This window comes from Gilliamella sp. B3127, assembly GCF_026536935.1.
GTDB lineage: Bacteria > Pseudomonadota > Gammaproteobacteria > Enterobacterales > Orbaceae > Gilliamella > Gilliamella apicola_E.
In genome coordinates this window covers 226,283-246,763 of the sequence record NZ_JAFNNI010000004.1, presented here as the reverse complement: position 1 = coordinate 246,763, position 20,481 = coordinate 226,283, and the positions used below count along the sequence as shown (strand labels likewise).

17 protein-coding genes are annotated in these 20,481 nt (G+C 35.3%); 10 read left to right on the top strand and 7 right to left on the bottom strand.

Features of this window, described 5'->3' with window-relative positions:
- Positions 1–1,191, bottom strand: coding sequence for an efflux RND transporter periplasmic adaptor subunit (locus J3U00_RS08485; protein ID WP_267332143.1), 1,191 nt, complete (start codon positions 1,189–1,191; stop codon positions 1–3).
- Positions 1,192–1,770: 579 nt separating this feature from the next.
- Between J3U00_RS08485 and J3U00_RS08480 the strand changes: the two genes are divergently transcribed.
- Positions 1,771–2,025, top strand: a complete 255-nt coding sequence (locus tag J3U00_RS08480) for a YfhL family 4Fe-4S dicluster ferredoxin (RefSeq protein WP_065733593.1) — start codon at positions 1,771–1,773, stop codon at positions 2,023–2,025.
- Here the strand turns inward: J3U00_RS08480 and ispH are convergent.
- The 6 genes from ispH to folE form a co-directional block, all read right to left on the bottom strand.
- Positions 2,022–2,972: a 4-hydroxy-3-methylbut-2-enyl diphosphate reductase gene (ispH, locus tag J3U00_RS08475; RefSeq protein WP_065563829.1), complete on the bottom strand. Its 951-nt coding sequence runs from the start codon at positions 2,970–2,972 to the stop codon at positions 2,022–2,024. The two genes, J3U00_RS08480 and ispH, sit on opposite strands and share 4 nt — an antisense overlap.
- Before the next feature lies 1 nt (position 2,973).
- On the bottom strand, positions 2,974–3,438 hold the full coding sequence (lspA, locus tag J3U00_RS08470) for a signal peptidase II (protein WP_065733549.1): 465 nt from the start codon (positions 3,436–3,438) through the stop codon (positions 2,974–2,976).
- 102 nt (positions 3,439–3,540) lie between these two features.
- Positions 3,541–6,348, bottom strand: a complete 2,808-nt coding sequence (gene ileS / locus J3U00_RS08465; RefSeq protein ID WP_220225365.1) for an isoleucine--tRNA ligase — start codon at positions 6,346–6,348, stop codon at positions 3,541–3,543.
- A gap of 38 nt (positions 6,349–6,386) precedes the next feature.
- On the bottom strand, positions 6,387–7,325 hold the full coding sequence (ribF, locus tag J3U00_RS08460) for a bifunctional riboflavin kinase/FAD synthetase (protein ID WP_267332142.1): 939 nt from the start codon (positions 7,323–7,325) through the stop codon (positions 6,387–6,389).
- Between the two features lie 165 nt (positions 7,326–7,490).
- Complete coding sequence (locus tag J3U00_RS08455) at positions 7,491–7,988, bottom strand: hypothetical protein (protein WP_065563825.1); 498 nt, start codon at positions 7,986–7,988, stop codon at positions 7,491–7,493.
- A 17-nt stretch (positions 7,989–8,005) separates the two neighbouring features.
- Complete coding sequence (folE, locus tag J3U00_RS08450) at positions 8,006–8,662, bottom strand: GTP cyclohydrolase I FolE (protein WP_267331093.1); 657 nt, start codon at positions 8,660–8,662, stop codon at positions 8,006–8,008.
- Between the two features lie 205 nt (positions 8,663–8,867).
- Between folE and polA the strand changes: the two genes are divergently transcribed.
- The 9 genes from polA (at position 8,868) to J3U00_RS08405 (ending at position 20,472) form a co-directional block, all read left to right on the top strand.
- Positions 8,868–11,642, top strand: a complete 2,775-nt coding sequence (polA, locus tag J3U00_RS08445; RefSeq protein WP_267332141.1) for a DNA polymerase I — start codon at positions 8,868–8,870, stop codon at positions 11,640–11,642.
- 230 nt (positions 11,643–11,872) lie between these two features.
- Complete coding sequence (gene gltX / locus J3U00_RS08440) at positions 11,873–13,297, top strand: glutamate--tRNA ligase (protein WP_267332140.1); 1,425 nt, start codon at positions 11,873–11,875, stop codon at positions 13,295–13,297.
- A 44-nt stretch (positions 13,298–13,341) separates the two neighbouring features.
- Positions 13,342–14,928, top strand: coding sequence for an intermembrane phospholipid transport protein YdbH family protein (locus J3U00_RS08435; RefSeq protein WP_267332139.1), 1,587 nt, complete (start codon positions 13,342–13,344; stop codon positions 14,926–14,928).
- An 18-nt stretch (positions 14,929–14,946) separates the two neighbouring features.
- A complete protein-coding gene (locus J3U00_RS08430) occupies positions 14,947–15,132 on the top strand; it encodes a YnbE family lipoprotein (RefSeq protein ID WP_065563820.1) in 186 nt (61 codons plus the stop codon).
- A gap of 106 nt (positions 15,133–15,238) precedes the next feature.
- Positions 15,239–15,583, top strand: a complete 345-nt coding sequence (locus tag J3U00_RS08425) for a YdbL family protein (RefSeq protein WP_220225359.1) — start codon at positions 15,239–15,241, stop codon at positions 15,581–15,583.
- A gap of 158 nt (positions 15,584–15,741) precedes the next feature.
- Complete coding sequence (gene asnB, locus J3U00_RS08420) at positions 15,742–17,415, top strand: asparagine synthase B (RefSeq protein WP_065563818.1); 1,674 nt, start codon at positions 15,742–15,744, stop codon at positions 17,413–17,415.
- A 310-nt stretch (positions 17,416–17,725) separates the two neighbouring features.
- Entirely contained in the window at positions 17,726–18,706 is a 981-nt protein-coding gene (locus J3U00_RS08415) for a D-isomer specific 2-hydroxyacid dehydrogenase family protein (protein ID WP_267332138.1), read from the top strand.
- Between the two features lie 48 nt (positions 18,707–18,754).
- Positions 18,755–19,573: a PTS mannose/fructose/sorbose/N-acetylgalactosamine transporter subunit IIC gene (locus tag J3U00_RS08410; RefSeq protein WP_081303305.1), complete on the top strand. Its 819-nt coding sequence runs from the start codon at positions 18,755–18,757 to the stop codon at positions 19,571–19,573.
- A 38-nt stretch (positions 19,574–19,611) separates the two neighbouring features.
- Complete coding sequence (locus tag J3U00_RS08405; RefSeq protein ID WP_065563815.1) at positions 19,612–20,472, top strand: PTS system mannose/fructose/sorbose family transporter subunit IID; 861 nt, start codon at positions 19,612–19,614, stop codon at positions 20,470–20,472.
- Positions 20,473–20,481 lie beyond the last annotated feature (9 nt).

Below are 20,481 nucleotides of genomic sequence, written 5' to 3'. Positions count from 1 at the left end.
TCAAAATCTTATCCTCGGCGTGCGTCCATTTGGATTAAATAATGCGCCATTGTTACTACCAATAATGACGACTTCACCTTCTTTAAGTCCCGATTTGATTTCCACATTGATATTATTATTGATACCTAGACTGACTTCTCGTTCTTCAACATTATTATGTTGATCAAGTAGATAAACAATCGCTTTATTATCTGCTAAATTTTTTTGAACAGCTTGGGATGGAATAGTCAGTACATTTTTCGCTTCAGCTAACACAATATATACTTGAGCTGTCATTGAAATACGTAAAAGATGATCAGGATTATCAACATCAAATAAACCATTGTAGTAAATTGCACTTTTGGTGGTAGATGATGCGTTTAACGTAGAGTTTTCAGTATTAATTGAGTCAGGTGCAGGCTCAATCGATCTTAATGTTAATCCCTCAAACCGCTTGTTTGGTTGTCCTAATATAGTGAAATAAACGGGCATACCTTTTTTAACACCAATAACATCGGCTTCCGAAATTTGTGCTTCAATGGTCATTTTATCCAATTGAGCGACTTTAACGATAGTCGGAGCACTTTGTACCGAGTTTACCGTTTGCCCTTGGTCGACAGGAATGGCAACAATAACACCATCAATTGGTGAGCGTATTTTGGTATAACCTAAATTAACTTTTGCAGTATCAACCGCCACTTGAGCGCTAACAATATCTGCATCAAGCGCTGCAATATCAGCTTTGATTGCATCAAGATCGGCTTTTGCTGAATCTAAATCTGATTGGACACCAACCCCTTTTTTAACCAGTTTTAATTGGCGTTCATAAGTTAGTTGATAGTTAACTAATTTTGCTTGCTTAGATGTACGCTGAGCTTCCAAGCTGTTTAATTTTGCTTCAGATTGTTTGAGATCGTTACTTTGTTTAAGATCATCAATCTCAGCTATCATATCTCCCTGCTTAACTTCATCGCCAAGTTCAACATACAATTTTTTGATTTGTCCAGAAACTTGTGCACCAACACTAACTTGTTTAAAAGCGCTTATAGTGCCATCAGCAAGAACCGTTTTCTCAACATTTCCTTTCGTTACTGGCGACGTAATATAATTAACGGCCTGCTCTGAAGGAAAAAAAATTAATTTTCCTAAATAAAGCACAACTAAAGTGGCAATAAAGATAACGATATATTTGAATCTAAAGAATTTTGCCAATTTTTCATCCTTTCGTTTTTGTTATTTTTTGAGCATTGTATCGTATTAATTTCATTTGCAATGATAACTAAAGATAATAAATTGTAATTTTTATGAAAATTTTTAACTGTATTAAAGATATTTCTGAATTGATAGAAAAAATCACCTTTCTTTTAATATGTACTTAAAAATTTGATTATAAATATCATTAGATAATCATACATAGGAATACTTGTTTATTGCACAAAAAAGTAGGCAATTCCTAATTAACTTACTAATGGAAATTAGTGAAGCTTTGAGCCGTTCCTTTGTTCAATTTACTAATAAAACTATTTTCGCGTCAAGCTGATAATTTTTTAAAATAATTCTAAAATTCCAATAACTATTTAGGTGGATGATATGATTAGGAACACTTATTTTGATATGCATTAGGCTTTAATTTCCAAATTTATGCAATTTTAGACCTTCAAAAACCCCGTTCCTCAAAATTTTTTGCAAAAGTTTTGTCAATACTCAATGTAAATGTAGATCCGTATTAGGATTTATTTAGGATTGCGTTATAATGGCGCAAATTTTTTATTCGTTAAAGATATTGTAGCAATGGCGTTAAAAATAACTGATAAGTGTATTAATTGTGATATGTGTGAACCTGAATGTCCAAATGAGGCCATTTCAATGGGGTTCGATACTTATGAAATTGATCCAAATAAATGCACTGAGTGTGTCGGTTATTATGATCATTCTACCTGTCAACGCGTCTGTCCAATTCAAAATGCGATTATTGCTGATCCAGAGCATGTCGAAACCCAAGAAGAGTTATTAGAAAAATTTAAGCAACTAACACATGCTTCTTAATCAGTTGTTTTAACTTCTATACGTAACTCTTTGGGAATTTCAAAAGTAATATTTTCTGAAATACCTTCGGTTTCAATCATTGATGTGCAACCTAAACTTTTTAGATGCTCAATAACTTGTTTAACTAAAATTTCTGGGGCAGAAGCGCCAGCGGTGACACCAATAGTTTGAGCATTTTCTAACCATTTAAGATTGATGTCTGAGGCGTAGTCGATTAAGTAGGCATTTTTGCTGTTTCGTCTTGCAAGCTCTGCTAATCGACTGGAGTTTGATGAATTTTTAGATCCAACCACTAAGACAATATCGGCTTGAGATGATAACTGCTTAACTGCTTGTTGGCGGTTAGTGGTGGCATAACAAATATCGTTTTTACGAGGGCTACGAATATTGGGAAATCGATTTTTTAACGCTTCAATGATTTCTGCGGTATCATCAACCGATAAGGTTGTTTGTGTTGTAAAACAGAGATGATTGTCATTTTTTACTTGCAAGTTTTGTACATCTTTAATTGATTCGACTAAATAGATTCCACCTGCTGGATTACTATATTGTCCCATCGTGCCATCTACTTCAATATGGCCAGCATGACCAATAAGAATAACCTCTTCACCTCGATAGCTTGCTCTGGCGACTTCCATATGAACTTTAGTTACTAAAGGGCATGTTGCATCGAATATTCGTAGCTGGCGACGTTTGGCTTCATCACGAACTGTTTTAGATACCCCATGGGCAGAAAAAATAAGGATACTGTCATCTGGGACATCATTGAGATCTTCGATAAATATTGCGCCAAGTTCTTTAAGACGGTTAACTACGTAGCGATTATGTACAACTTCATGGCGAACATAAACAGGAGCACCAAATAGCTCAAGCGCGCGTTCAACGATAGTAATAGCTCGATCTACTCCAGCACAAAAGCCACGAGGATTAGCGAGTATAATCTGCATATTAGTCAGTCTTTTTAGCATAATTGCTTAGGATGTAAAATCCAATACCTAAACAAATCGCACAATCAGCAATATTAAAAGTTGGGTAGTGCCAATCACCAAAATTGACATCTAGAAAGTCGACAACAAATCCATGGTAAAGACGGTCAAATAGATTTCCTAATGCACCACCTAAAATTAATGCTAATGAAAAATTTTCTAATTTTTGCTTATGGTTACTGCGATATAACATATAAACAATTACGACACTAACAGCAAAAGCTACGGCAGCAAGTATCCATCGTTGACCTTCAAAAATACTGAAAGCTGCGCCAATATTATGTACATAGGTGATAGAGAAGAAGGGTAAAAGATTCACAGATTCAAATAAGTAAAAATTATTTATAATCCAGAATTTACTTGCGATATCGATAATAAAAACTACAACCGCAAATAATAACCAGTGAAGTCCGTTATCTTTTTTCATATAGTTTATGCTCATTATTATAATACCGCCGACAATCGTCGGCGGTAAGTGTTCTTAATTGCTATAAAATTATTTTTATAGCCCTATTTATTTTTATATCACTTAGGCAAAATGTCTAACTTCACCATTACCATGAATGTTTTGTTCACAACGTTTACATAAGTGAGTGGTTGGGTTGTTATCAACTGTAAAATGCCAGCAACGAGGACATTTATCGCCTTGTGCTTTAGCAAGCTCAATTTTAAGACCTTGAATATCACTTTGTACCGCATGTTGTGGTGCATTTTCTAAAGGTTTCACCGTCGCTTGTGAAGTCAGTAATACAAAGCGTAATTCGTTTTCTAATTTAGCGAGTGCCGTTGCTATTTCGCTATTAGCATAAAGGGTTACCGCTGCTTCAAGTGATCCCCCGATAACTTTATCATTACGGCCTTGTTCTAAAACTTTATTGACTTCACTTCGAATAGCTAAGATTTGAGCCCAATAAGCACTGTTTAATGTTTCACTATCTGATAAGGTAAATAGCAAGGTATACCATTCATCTTCAAATACAAATTCAGATTTTTCAGAAGCAGGTAGATATTGCCAAATTTCATCAGCAGTGAATGATAAAACTGGTGCAATCCAACGAACCATTGCTTGAGCGATATGATATAACGCAGTTTGACAACTATGGCGCGCAACACTATCGCTTTTTGCTGTATATTGACGATCTTTGATAATATCTAAATAGAATGAGCCCATTTCGATTGAGCAAAATTGCATAATACGTTGTACGACTCTATGGAAATCGTAGTTTTCATAAGCTTGAATGATTTGCTCTTGAGCTTCTTTAGCTATACTGACAGCCCAACGATCAAGTACTACCATATCTTCTGGTTTAACCATATCTTTAGCTGGATCGAAACCATTTAAGTTAGCCAGTAAGAAGCGTGCGGTATTACGAATACGACGGTAGCTATCGGCTGCACGTTTAATGATTTCATCTGAATAACTCATTTCGCCTGAATAATCAGTCGATGCAATCCACAAACGTAAAATATCTGCCCCAAGTTTATTCATCACTTCTTGTGGGGTCACAATGTTACCAAGTGATTTAGACATCTTACGTCCTTGTCCATCGACCACAAAACCGTGAGTTAATACTTGTTTATACGGTGCTTTGTTATCAATTGCCGTTGATAGCATTAATGAAGACATAAACCAACCACGATGCTGATCTGAACCTTCTAAGTACATATCGGCTTCGTGCCCTGCAAATTCAGGACGCACGCCAACCACTGAGTAGAATGTTGAGCCTGAATCAAACCATACATCTAGTGTATCGGGCACTTTACGATAATCATCAGCATCAGGACCTAATAAATCTTTAATATCGGCATCCCACCATGCTTGAATACCGTTTTGTTCAACCAATTTAGCCACTTTCTCAACTAATTGTAGTGTGTCTGGATGTAACTCTTCAGTTTCTTTATGCACAAATAGCGTCATAGGCACGCCCCATGTGCGTTGACGTGAAATACACCAATCAGGACGGTTCGCTACCATAGTTTCAATTCGAGCTTGTCCCCAATCTGGAATCCAACGAACTTGTTTGATCTCTTTTAGTGATTGAGCACGTAAACCTTGTTTATCCATACTGATAAACCATTGTGGTGTTGCACGGTAGATAACAGGCGTTTTATGTCGCCAGCAACAAGGATAGCTATGTTCAATATTTTCAAAGTGTAGTAAAGCATTGCGTTCTTTTAATAGTTCAACTACCACTTTATTGGCTTTGAAAACAAATAAACCATCTAAACCAACACCTGTTCCAGGTAAATAACAGCCATTGCCACCAACAGGGTTAGCAACTTCAAGCCCATATTTTTGACCAACTAAAAAGTCTTCAACACCGTGACCAGGCGCAGTGTGCACTGCACCTGTACCTGCGTCAACTGTCACATGTTCACCAAGTACAATTGGTTCATCAAACTCAAGGAAAGGATGTTTAAAGCGTAATAGCTCAAGCGCATCACCTTTACAGCTGCCAAGTACTTTCCATTCTGAAATTTCGGCACGTTTCATGACTGATTCGACCAGATCAGCGGCTAAAATTAAGCATTCTTTATCGTTTATTTGTACTAGTTGATACTCAAATTCAGCATTTAAGGCAATACCTCGGCTGGCAGGTAATGTCCAAGGTGTTGTCGTCCAAATCACGGCATAAATAGTTAGGTCGGTATTAACACCAAATTTACTTGCAACAGCTTGGTTATCTACGGCTTTGAATTTTACATCTATTGCGGGCGATGATTTATCATAATATTCGACTTCAGCTTCCGCTAAAGCTGACATACAATCTGTACACCAATAAACTGGTTTAGCACCTTTGACTAAATGCCCATTTTGAATCACTCTACCTAAAGCACGAATAATATTCGCTTCAGTATCATAGTCCATTGTACGGTATGGATTTTGCCAATCCCCAAGCACACCCATGCGAATAAAATCAGCTTTTTGTAATTCAACTTGTGAAGCAGCATAATCACGACAAATTTGGCGAAACTCAGCCGGTGTTACTTTTACACCTGGTTTACCGACTTGCTCCTCGACTTTTTGCTCAATCGGCAAACCATGACAATCCCATCCTGGAATATATGGGGAGTCATAACCACTTAAGCCTTTTGATTTGATAATAATGTCTTTAATAATTTTATTAACGGCATGACCAATATGAAGTTTTCCGTTTGCATAAGGAGGGCCATCATGCAGAATAAAAGCTTTTTTGCCTTTTTTGCCTTGACGGATTTTGCGATAAAGTTCTTTATCGTACCAATTTTGCAACATCGCCGGTTCACGTTTAGCAAGATCACCTCGCATAGGGAATCCGGTTTCCGGTAAATTCAATGTGTTTTTATAGTCTGTCATGCTGATTTATTCCAGTTAATTTTTGTTGAAACTACTTTTTAATTGGTTAATTTTGCACTGATCTGTTTCGCAGTGCAAACATCTTGTGCAATTTGTTGTTTTAAATCGGTTAGCGAATCAAATTTTTTCTCGTCGCGTAACTTATGAACGAATATAACGTCTAAATATTGTCCATAAATATCACCTGAAAAGTCAAATAGATTAACCTCTAAAATAGCCTTTTTGCCTTCAATGGTTGGTCTTATACCGATATTGGCAATGCCATGATAATGCTGATTACTACAACAGTTTTTGACTTTTACAAAATAGACGCCTTGTAAAGCGGGTTTTTTTCGATTTAAATGAATATTGGCTGTCGGAAATCCTAATTTTCTGGCTAACGCATTGCCATGAACCACTTTCCCTTCAATGGCATAATTACGGCCTAAAAGGCAATGAGCCAATTTAAAATCACTATTAAATAATGCCTCACGAACAGCCGTACTGCTGATCCTTAAATCATTCCAAACAAACGTAGGCATACTCTCAACTACAAATTGATTGTTATGAGTATATTGTTGTAAAAGATTAATATCACCTTTACGCTCACGACCAAATCGGAAATCATCACCAATAACAATATATTTAGCTTGTAATTTGTTTATCAACCAATCTTGAATAAAATCTGGGGCTAACATATTGGCAAAGGTTTGGGTAAATGGCACCGCAATAATATAGTCGATACCCAATTTTTTAATTAATTCCACTTTTTCTTTAAAAGACGTTAACCTAGCGGGAGCATTTTGTTTGCAAAAAAACTCTAAAGGTTGAGGCTCAAATAACATAACCACTGTTGGTAAGTTTAATTTCTTACTTTGTTTTATTAAATGGTTAATTAATTGTTGGTGTCCTAAATGCACGCCATCAAAGTTGCCCAATGTAAGTACACATTGAGTAAATTGATTGTTTAAATTATCAATACCGCGAATGATCTTCATGAAAGCGTGCTATTAATTGTGATGTTTTAACTAAAATAGCTGTGAATTATACCAATCTTTCTTAAAGATGCACGTAATATAAAGTTGATTTGTATTTGATTTTGGGATTTTGATGAATAATCAATTCCCATACAACTGTCACAAAAATCCACTGAATTTAGATTGTTACCAAAAAATCCGACAATAAGCCAGTTCTTTTGCCCGTTTTTTATATTCAGCTTGTTGCTCATTAGGAATAAAAAATCGGTTTTTTTCTATCTCTTCGCACTCTTTTACATCGCGTTTAATGTGCTCTGCTTCTTCTTTTGAAATTCGAAAGAAATGGGTATTAAATATACCGATTTTTGTATCATCATCCATAGTCACTTTGTTTTCTAAACCAAAATTTCTTTCTGATGGATAAGCCAGTCCGTCGAAATAGTCTTGTGATTTTGTGAGTTTTCGCATCGCAATGGTTTGACCATTACCATAAACGTAGTTTTCATTGATAAAGTAATTGTCTCCTTGTTTACTTATTTCAACAAGATTGGCGATCGACGCCGTATGTTTATAATCCGGACCACCTTCAACCCAAAAACCAATAAATTTATCATTATGATTAGATTCCTGTTCAGAACATGCTGTAATAAACAGTATCATAAACATGAGTGATAAATATTTCATTCAATATCCTTATATTATTAATGATTTAATGCGCGCAAAAACTCTTGTCGGGTGCTTGGATTCGTTTTAAATCCTCCCCCTAATGCGGTCGTGGTCGTTAAACTATTGGAATCTTTAATACCTCGAGCTTTAACACAATAGTGAGTAGCATCAATTGAAACAGCAACATTAACTGTTCCTAATAGCGTTTGTAGTGCCACCAAAATTTGTTGGGTTAATCTTTCTTGCACTTGCGGGCGCTGGGAAAAAAATTCAACAATCCGATTGATTTTTGATAAACCAATCACTTTATCTTTTGGGATATAAGAAACGGTGGCTTTACCGTCAATGGTCACAAAATGGTGCTCACAAACACTGGTTAAAGTAATATCACGAACGGTAATCATTTCATCAACCTGCATTTTGTTTTCAATCAGGGTGATTTTGGGAAAGTTATGATAGTTAAGTCCGGAAAATATCTCATCAACATACATTTTTGCAACGCGATGCGGAGTTTCAGCAAGGCTATCATCACTCAAATCAAGTTCCATAAGTTTCATGATTTCTCGGAAATGCGCTTCTATTTTTGCTTTCCGTTCGCTATTGTCCATAGGTAAACGACATGATGGGGTTTCAAGATTTTTAGCTGCTAGTGCTTTTTTGACCTCTAGTGCTGCAGGACTTAATTCTGTCATTTATTTGATACTCAGACGAAAATAGATATCAGTATTATATAATAGTGATATAGCGATATACAGTATTTTTAATTAATCAATTTGACTTAAAGATCGATGCGATCTCGAATATTTTTACACTATATTATCGGTGTTCACAAGAATATTGTTACTAATTAGGTTATACTAATAATAACTGTATTAAATAACATTTGGGTAACTATTAATGCCAAATAATACGCCAATTATTTTGATTGATGGCTCTTCTTATCTTTATCGTGCTTTTTTTGCATGTCCTCCATTAACTAATTCCAAAGGTGAGCCAACAGGGGCTATTTTTGGTGTGGTCAATATGATACGCAGTCTAATGAATCAATATGATCCAACTCATATTGCTGTCGTTTTTGATGCGAGTGGCGGATCTTTCCGTAATGAACTTTATAGCGAGTATAAAGCGACTCGAGAAGAAATGCCTGAAAATTTACGGCCCCAAATCGAACCAATTCATACTATTTTAAAAGCGATGGGATTACCACTGCTTTGCGTAGATGGTGTAGAGGCTGATGATGTGATAGGCACATTGGCTAGACAAGCAGAAAAAGAAAACCTAGAGGTACTAATCAGTACTGGTGATAAAGATATGGCACAATTAGTCAGTGATAAAATCACACTAATAAATACCATGAATAACACAATTCTTGATCCAGAAGGTGTTATGAAAAAATTTGGTGTGCCGCCAGAAAAAATGATTGATTATTTAGCATTAAGAGGTGATACGTCTGATAATATTCCTGGTGTTCCGGGAATTGGTGAAAAAACGGCACTAAATTTATTAACGCATTTTGAAAGTTTAAATGATATTTATAGCCATTTGGATGAAATTGAAAAATTGCCTATTCGTGGTGCTAAATCATTGAAAAGTAAATTGGCTGATCATAAAAAAGAAGCTGACCTTTGTTATTTATTGGCGACAATTAAAACGGATGTTCCATTAGATTTCACGACAGAACAATTACTTATAGGTGATATCGATGCAACTAAATTAGTTGAATTGTTTGCTTATTATGATTTCCATCGTTGGCAAAAAGAATTAATCGCTGGTAACTTTTTAAATCAGCAAAGTCAAATTCCTGTCGAAATTGCAGGGGAATTGCCCTCAATTGACCAAGAAGAGCTAGAGACTGAAGTACACGAAAAGGATTATCAATGTATTTTAACCAATACACAATTAGATGAATGGATTGCAACATTAACTAGTTGCGAAGCCTTTGCATTTGATACGGAAACGGATAATGTCGATCATTTCCATGCTAAGCTTGTTGGAATATCGCTAAGTGTTACTCCAAATCAAGCTGCTTATATTCCTCTAGCTCATCAATACCTAGATGTTCCAGAACAGCTACCGCTTAATGATGTATTGGCAAAATTAAAACCAATATTAGAGAATCCTCAAATCAAAAAAATCGTCCAAAATGCCAAATTTGACTACAGTGTATTGGCGAACTATGGCATCCAAGTGCAGGGTATTGCTTATGACACGATGCTAGAGTCCTATGTATTAAATAGCACTCAACGACATGACATGGATAGTATGGCAAAACGCTATTTGAAATATAAAACAATTACTTATGATGAATTAACTAAAGTTGGTAGAAAGCAATCAAGTATTGATACTATTGATATTGAAAAAACAACTCAATATGCAGCAGAAGATGCGGATATTACTCTTCAATTACATCAAAAATTATGGCCACAGCTAGAAAAAAATGAAAAACTCACTAAGTTATTTTCAGACATTGAAATGCCACTAGCAATTATTTTAGCTAACATGGAAAGAACTGGGGTTCTTGTTGATGCTGAACAATTAAAAGCGTATTCAAAAGAACTTAACAAAATATTAAAGGATACTGAAGAAGAGTTACAATTCCTTGCGGGTGAAAAATTTAATCCGGGTTCACCAAAACAAATTCAAGCAATTTTATTTGATAAACACCAATTACCCGTACTCAAAAAAACGCCTAAAGGTGATCCTTCAACCAGTGAAGAAGTATTAAATGAATTAGCAAATACATATGTATTACCTCGTAAAATTTTATATTACCGAGGGTTAGCCAAATTAAAAAATACTTATACCGATAAACTACCGTTGATGATTAGCCCAATTGATCACCGAATTCACACCAATTATAACCAAATTGGTACTGTAACAGGACGATTATCATCAAACGATCCTAATTTACAAAATATTCCTGTTCGAACCGAGGAAGGTCGCCGTATTCGCCAAGCGTTTATCGCCCCAAAAGGTTATAAAATTATTTCAGCTGATTATTCACAAATTGAGCTACGTATTATGGCGCATTTATCGCAGGATAAAAGTTTGCTAAATGCTTTTGCTCATGATAAAGACATTCATCGGGTGACAGCGAGTGAAATTCTAAGTAAACCAGAGCCAGAAGTTACCGCAGAAGAGCGAAGAAGAGCTAAAGCTGTAAATTTCGGATTAATTTATGGCATGAGTGCTTTTGGGTTATCTAAACAAATTAATATTCCTCGTAAAGAAGCAAAATTCTATATTGATCGTTATTTTGAACGTTATCCTGGTGTACAAGTGTATATGGACAGAATTCGTCAACAAGCATCCGAGCAAGGCTACGTTGAAACCTTATCAGGAAGACGATTATATTTACCAAAAATTAGCTCATCTAGAGTTAATGAAAAACGAGGTGCTGAGCGTGCGGCAATCAACGGACCAATGCAAGGTACAGCAGCTGATATTATCAAAATAGCAATGATCAAAATGAGTGAATGGATTAAAACCCAGTCTAACGGTAATATCAGAATGTTAATGCAAGTACACGATGAACTTGTATTTGAGGTTAAAGAAGAGTTTGTTAGTGAATATAGTAAATCTATTAAATCTATCATGGAAAATTGTTATCAACTCTCAGTACCATTAAAAGTGGATGTCGGTATTGGTAATAATTGGGATGAAGCTCATTAATCGCTTTGATAATTTATATTTTTATACTCGATTTTATATTGAGTAACTACTTAAATTAGTTGCTAATTTTGTCTATTACTGACGGCTTGCTGAAACCTTTTGACGTGTTAAAATAAGCAACTAAATTGAACTTATTGCAATTGCCTTTCCTATCTATGGAAAGCGGTTAAATAAAAAGAGCATAAGTGATAAATTGACATTTTAGGGCTCTTTATTAATAGGATTATTTCATGAAAATTAAAACCCGTTTTGCACCAAGCCCAACTGGTTACTTACATGTTGGTGGTGCACGTACTGCGCTTTATTCTTGGCTATATACCCGCCATGCGCATGGCGCCTTTGTATTGCGTATTGAAGATACCGACCTTGAACGTTCAACACCAGAAGCGATTGACGCGATTATGGAAGGTATGAATTGGTTAAAATTATCATGGGATGAAGGCCCATATTTCCAAACTAAACGTTTTGATCGTTATAATCAAGTTATTGACGAAATGTTAGCCAATAAAACGGCTTATCGTTGTTATTGCTCAAAAGAGCGCTTAGAAAAATTGCGCGAAGAGCAAATGGCGAAAGGTGAAAAAGCCCGATATGACGGCCATTGTCGTTGTGATGAAGTGCAAAAACAGCATTCACACACTGAGCCACATGTTGTCCGCTTTGCTAACCCGGTAGATGGCGTAGTTGTTTTCAATGATCTGATACGTGGTCCAATTGAAATTGCCAATAAAGAGCTTGATGATTTAATCATACGCCGTACTGATGGTTCTCCAACTTATAACTTTTGCGTCGTTGTTGATGATTGGGATATGGAAATTACCCATGTTATTCGTGGTGAAGATCATATTAATAATACGCCTCGCCAAATTAATATTTTAAAAGCACTAGGCGCACCATTACCTGAATATGGTCATGTATCAATGATTTTAGGTGACGATGGACAAAAACTCTCTAAACGTCACGGCGCAGTGAGTGTGATGCAATACCGTGATGATGGTTATCTGCCAGAAGCCTTGCTTAACTATTTAGTTCGTCTAGGCTGGTCTCATGGCGATCAAGAGATATTTTCTGTACCAGAAATGATTGATTTCTTTTCATTGGATGCAGTAAGTAAATCTGCCAGTGCATTTAATACTGAAAAATTACTTTGGTTAAATCATCATTATATTAACCATTTAGATGCTGATTATGTTGCACAGCATTTAGTTTGGCATATAAATCAGCAAGGTTATGATTTAACACAAGGTCCTGATTTAATTACTATAGTGAAACTATTTGGTGAACGTTGTAAAACATTGAAAGAAATGGCAGAGTCATGTACTTATTGCTATCAAGATTTTGATGAGTTTGATGCTGATGCAGCTAAAAAACATTTACGACCTGTTGCAAAAGAACCTTTAGAGCTAATCAAAGCTAAAATTGCAGCAATTTCAGATTTTGATTGGCAAATTGATAAAATTCATCATGCTATTGAGGCAACAGCCACCGAGCTTGAAGTCGGGATGGGTAAAGTAGGTATGCCACTTCGTGTTGCAGTGACGGGAATTGGGCAATCGCCTTCTGTTGACGCAACTGTTTATGCTGTTGGTAAAAAACGTACATTAGCAAGAATTGACAAGGCATTGGCTTATATTGCTAACAGAGAACAGGCATAATAATCGCCGATACTATTCGGCGATCCACTTGTTGAGAGTTTATTATGGCTCGCTTAAAAAAACGTTATTGGATTCCATCTCTTATATTACTCATAATAGTGATATTAAGCTTATATGGTTGGCGATATTGGTTATCATTCAAGGATGAACATAATCTTTCTATAGATTGGCAAGGTATTGATATCGGCCTCGGCGGATTATCTTTTGATGAACTAACTATTTCACAACAGCCACAATTATCGTTAAAAGCGAGCAATGTCAAACTATCGTTGTCAACCTTTACGGCAAAAAGTATTGATATTTACTGGTCCGATTCAACTGATAAATCAGGCTTGCCAAAGGTGACAGATACACAAGAGCTCAATCAATCTTCTCCTAATTCTTCCACTGTATCGACTATCATTTATTGGCTTCCAAATAATATCAATGTTGACTCTTTAACATTTTATCAACAGAAAAAAGAGTTAGTTAACCTGAAGGTTCAGGCCACTAAAGAGCAAAATACAATACAACTTAATCTATCAAGTAATAATCAACACACATTAACTGCTAACCTTTCGTTTGATCAGTTAAATTCTTGCTTCGAAATCAAAGAGGGGGTCTTGACGACTTCCTTGAATCAATTTGGAATAGAAAAAGGTAATCTGACTTTACCATTTACTGGGGTTTTAACTAGCGATAAAGTTATTTTAAAGAGTTCAGACAACGCTTTATTTAATATTGAAAAAGCGAAATTTTCAGATGACTTAATTGTTAAACCATTAGTAGGAAAGCTGACCTTTGATGTAACAATACCTATTTCGCTTGAATCGAAACAAATTAATGCAAAATCAACATTAACAATTAATAAATTTGATGGCATATTTAAAGCGACTGAATTTAAATCCGCAGTTGGCAACATCGATATTTCATTTAATAACAATCAATTTACTATTTCAACGCCCGCATTAACTATTCAACAAGTTAATATTGGTGTTAATTTCGAGAAGATTAGATTAGCAGGTAGTTATTCAGCATCGCTAAATGCTCCGAGTAAAGGATTAGTGAAATGGACGAAAGCGCAAGCCGCTATTTTTTCTGGCTCAGTTTTTCTTGATCAGGGACAATTGAATTTAGCTAAATTACCCCAACAATTTAATTTAAGGCTAAAAAAGATACAATTGAAAGATATCTTGGCTAAATATCCTGCTGATGGTTTAGCTGGAGATGGGGCAATTGATGGCACTTTGCCAATAACATTATTACCGTCCAGTAAAAAAGGGACAGCTTTTAATGAAGTCGTCATAAAAAACGGCCAGTTAGTTACGGTTAATGAGGGATATTTACAGTTTGAAAATACGGCACTGAAAAATTATGCCCAAGCTAACCCGAATATGAAAATTCTCACTGATATAATCAAAAATTTTCATTATACTAAGTTGTCGGGTATGGTGAGTTATCAAAATGAAATTGCTAAATTAGGACTAAATATTCAAGGTAATAACCGTGATGTTGAAAATGGTAAAGCGGTGAATTTGAATATAAATCTTGAAGAGAATATTGCAAAACTATTAATAAGTTTACAACTTTCCGATCAAATTAACGAACCTATTCGTAAACGTATTGAAGCGTATTTAAAAAGGAAATCTTGATAGATAAGAGGTTATTCTATGATTAAAACTATTATTACAATTATAGTGTGTAGTGCTGTACTAATGGGTTGTACGCCAACGGTTAAAGTGCAAGCACCAAATGAACCAATTAATATCAATTTGAATGTTAAGATTGATCACGAAATTAATATCAAAGTGGACAAAGCGCTAGATAATATTATTAATAAATCAGGTTTATATTAATATTAATGAGTGCATAAACACGACTTTTATAGCTAAACATTAAAATTTCAACCGTTTTTACATATTTAATTCATCTTAATATGATGTATTTAATAAGGAGTCTGTTATGAATATCTATAAAAAAGCAACAGTAGCATTATTATCAATCCTATTAGCTTTGCCTGTTTTTGCTTTAAATTTAGATCAAGCGATTAATTCACTGCCTCAAGCAAAAGCAAACGGTCTAGTGGGAGAACAAACCGATGGTTATTTAGGCGTTGTAAAAAATGAAGGTAATGCAAGCGAAATTGCCCAATTAATTAATCAGGCTCGTAAACAAGAGTACCAAAAAGTATCAGCTGAAAGTAACGTGCCACTAGTTGAAGTTCAAAACAAAGCAGGAAGTAAAGCTCAAGAAAAAACGCCTGCTGGTCAATACATCAAACAGCAAGGGCAGTGGATAAAAAAATAAAAGCAATCTTTATTATAGGAAAAGTATAACGATATTGTACTTTAATTGTTAATCAATAATGTGTATCCTGTTATTTTTGTGATTTGCTTGCAATAATATTTAATATAAATTTTATTAGTAAATAGTATCGCTATAGCGATTTTAAATGGAGAAATTCAATGTGTTCGATTTTAGGTATTCTTGATATTAAATCAGATCCGGAACAGCTACGAACAAAAGCATTAGAGCTATCAAGCCTGCAACGTCATCGTGGCCCTGATTGGTCTGGTATTTTTGCTTCTGATAAAGCGATTTTAGCTCATGAACGTCTATCAATTGTAGATGTTAATACTGGATCTCAACCGCTTTATAATAAAGATAAAACATTAGTTTTAGCGGTTAATGGCGAAATTTATAATCATCAAGAACTCCGAAATCAGTACAAAGATCGTTATGAATTCCAAACAGGCTCTGATTGTGAAGTCATCTTAGCTTTATATCAAGAAAAAGGTATACACTGTCTTGATGACTTACAAGGTATGTTTGCGTTTATTCTTTATGATATTAATAAAGGCACCTATTTTATTGGTCGTGATCATATCGGTATCATTCCGATGTATATGGGACATGATGAAAACGGCACGTTTTACGTTGCGTCTGAAATGAAAGCATTGGTTCCGGTTTGTAAAACGATTGAGGCTTTTCCACCTGGAAGTTACTTATCAAGTACAGAAGGTGAAATTAAAACATATTACAAACGTGATTGGATGGAATATGATAACGTCAAAGATAATAAGACAGATATCAATGAACTTCGTGTTGCACTAGAAGAGTCTGTAAAAAGTCATCTTATGTCAGATGTTCCTTATGGCGTTTTATTATCTGGTGGACTTGATTCTTCTGTTATTTCAGCAATTACTAAAAAGTTTTCTGCTCGTCGCGTTGAAGATCATGAAAAATCAGAAGCATGGTGGCCACAATTGCACTCATTTGCGGTTGGTTTAAAAGGTGCCCCAGATCTTAAGGCTGCACAAGCAGTTGCTGATCATCTAGGTACTGTTCACCACGAAATTAACTTCACCATTCAAGAAGGTATTGATGCAATCCGTGATGTTATTTATTTTATCGAAACGTATGATGTAACAACGATTCGTGCCTCAACCCCAATGTATTTAATGGCAAGAAAAATTAAAGCAATGGGCATTAAAATGGTCCTATCAGGTGAAGGTGCTGATGAAGTGTTTGGTGGTTACCTCTATTTCCACAAAGCGCCAAATGCCAAAGAGTTTCATGAAGAAACTGTCCGAAAATTAGCCGCGTTACACATGTACGATTGTGCACGTGCTAATAAAGCAATGGCTGCATGGGGCGTTGAAGCGCGTGTACCTTTCTTGGATAAAAAATTCTTAGATGTGGCAATGCGTATTAATCCGAAAGATAAAATGTGTGGTAGTAACGGTAAAATGGAAAAACACATTGTTCGTGAAGCATTTGAATCTTACTTACCAGCATCAGTGGTATGGCGTCAAAAAGAACAATTCTCTGACGGTGTAGGCTACAGTTGGATCGATACCTTAAAAGAAATTGCTGAAAGCAAAATTACGGATCAACAGCTAGAAAATGCAAAATTCCGTTTCCCATACAATACGCCAACATCAAAAGAAGCGTATATGTATCGTGAGATTTTTGACGAATTATTCCCTGTTGAAAGTGCAGCACACTGTGTACCAGGTGGTCCAACCGTTGCTTGTTCAACTGCAAAAGCAATTGAATGGGATGAATCATTTAAAAATCTAAATGATCCGTCAGGCCGTGCAGCAGTTGGTGTACATAATGATGCTTATAAAAAATAGCAATCTTAAATTTTATAAAGGGCATGATTGCCCTTTTTTTATGTCTTGAACTCGCTAATGCTACATTCCTAAAGCTATATTCTTAAAGTCCTCCAGCATTATTAGTATATTTTCTGATAGAAAATAAATATCCCCTTATCAAAGCTGATTTTTATAATATTTGTTAAATATGTGATCTAAATTCACTTTTTTTAAATCATTTTAATTATAATCAATGTTACCTGTCACATTTAAGTCAGAAAAAGGATGAATAACGTTCATTTTAAATAAAAAGCAGTGACGTTTATCATTCATTGATTAGGAGTATGGAGTGGATAATTATAAAATTGCGATAATTAACTCAAGTAGTTTTGGAAAGTATTTTCCAGATCATTTAAAACGATTAGAAAAAATTGGCGAAGTAAAGCATTTTACTTTTGATAATGACATACCAGGGAAGGAATTAGCAAAGGCTTTAGAAGGTTTTAATATTTTTATTGCTAGTGTTAGACCTTTTTTTAACAAAGATTTTTTTGATAATAAAAAAGACCCTTTGTTTTTAATTTCTCGTCATGGAATAGGTTTTAATAATGTTGATGTTGCTGCTGCAAGGGAACATGGAACAATTGTAACTATTGTACCCCCTCTAGTGGAGCGAGATGCTGTAGCCGAAAATGCAGTGACTAATTTACTTGCATTAATTAGGCAAACAGTTCAGTCACAAGCTGCAGTGAAATCAAATGATTGGAAAAAAAGAGCCTCTTTTTTGGGTATCGATGTTACGGGTAAAGTTGTTGGCGTTATTGGCTGTGGGAATATTGGAAGCCGTGTGGCAGAAATTTTTAAACACGGTTTTAATGCGCGCTTACTTGTTGTAGATCCAAACGTAAATAAGCAATGGGCTAATCAACATAATATTGAAATTGTTGATTTAGAGTATTTACTAAAACATGCTGATATCATTTCTCTAAATGCTTCATTAAATGAAACTAGTTATCATATCTTAAAAGATCACCAATTTTCTTTAATGAAAAAAGGCGTTTACATCACCAATACTGCTCGAGCTGAATTGATTGATGAAAATGCACTATTACACGCATTAAATGAAGGTATTGTCGCTGGTCATGCAACTGACGTAATGTATGTCGAGCCTTCATATAACGATAATCCTTTAGTTCAACACCCAAAAGTTCTTGTTACTCCACATACATCCGCTTATGCCATTGAGTGTTTGCAAGGTATGGGGGAGAAATGTGTCGAAGATGTAGAGAAATTTGTCAATAAGCAAGAATTACAATCAATTGTTTCATAAAATTTTTTAAACATTATAAAAAAATCGAGGAGTTTATATATGCAAGAAATGCATGTAACGTTTCTTCAAGCAACCATTATTTCAATATGGGTTGCAATGGTAATGTCTCGGGGGCTGGGTGGAGCAACATTAACACTCAGATTCTCACCGATGATGACGGGGTTAATTGTTGGAATAGTCTTTAATGATATTTCAAACGCGATGATAATAACCGCAGCAATACAGTTAATTTATATGGGGGTGTTTTCTCCTGGCGGACAAATGCCATCAGAACCCGCAATTGCAACAGCTGTCGCTGTACCTGTCGCATTACTCGGCGATATGCAACCAGCAGCAGCTGTGGCGGTAGCCGTACCTGTTGGTTTGTTAGGATCGTATTTATACCAATTAAGATTTTTCCTCAATACAATGATTATGAAATTAACTGAACGATATGCTGACGAAGCTAACAGTTCGGGATTAACTTTATCAATTATTATCTTACCAATCATTTGTAGTGTCGCACTCTTTTTACCATTTATGTTTGTCGCACTCTATTTTGGTGCGCCAATAATTGCAGATATCATTAAATCCAATGCTGGTGGACTTGTTTTCCATATTCTTAATGTAATTGGTGGTGGTCTTGCAGCAGTAGGTATAGCTCTGACTATTTATGTTATCGGTAAGAAAAATTACATCATTTTCTTCTTATTAGCTTACTTCATGGCCGTAATTGCAAAACCACTGAATATCACAATGGTTACCTACGCAATTGTCGGCGCTATTGTTGCGTTTATCTTTGTCCTTGCAAAGAATGAAGCGGTTAATTCTGCGGCTGAGCAACCTAGAAGTAATTCAAATAACCAAGTAGATGATGACGATTATTAATCTTTAATTGATTAATAAATTAAAAAGAGGAATTTATAATGACTGAAATCGTACAAGAAAGTATTGATCTCAAACCAGAAGCAATAACTAAAAAAGATATCACTATTGCATGGTTACGTTGGTATTATGCAAATGAAATCCCACACTCATTTGACCGCTATCTAGCCGCTTCTTTAATGTGGGGATTGATGCCAATTCTCAAAAAATTATATAAATCAAAAAGTGAGCTTTCAGCAGCTTATCAAAGACACTTATTGTTCTTTAACACTCAATTAACCTGGGGTGGGGGAACAATTTCAGGAATTATGGCGTCACTAGAAGCTGTAAGAGCAGATGAAGTTTATCAAAAGAAACCGATCAGTATTGATAACGACGTTCTCTATAATACAAAAGCTGGTTTAATGGGGGCTTTAGCCGGAATAGGTGACGCAATCGACTCTGGAACAGTGCAATATATCTTTATTGCAATTGCGCTTCCTTGGGCTCAAGAAGGCCTAGCAATTGGTGCTTTATTTCCTTTCATTGCATTTGTTATCTATCAACTTTTTGTTGGGTACTATTTTGCTCAGTTAGGATTCAAATTGGGTAGAAATGCAGCTACTGAAGTGGTTGGTAATAAAATGCAAATGGTCATTGAGGGCTTATCCATTCTAGGTCTATTCATGATGGGGATTTTAGCTGCTAACTACATAAAAGTATCATCAAGTTTGAAATTCAATTTATCCGGTAAAGAATTTGTCATCCAAGATACGTTGGATAAAATCCTACCAGGTGTATTGCCTCTTATGGTCGTGATGGGATTATATTTCTATTTTTCTAAGAAAGGGTTAAAAGTAACTCAAGCATTAGTTGGATTAACCATAATACTTGGTGTATTAGCAGCCATTGGAATTTTATAAAATTAAAAA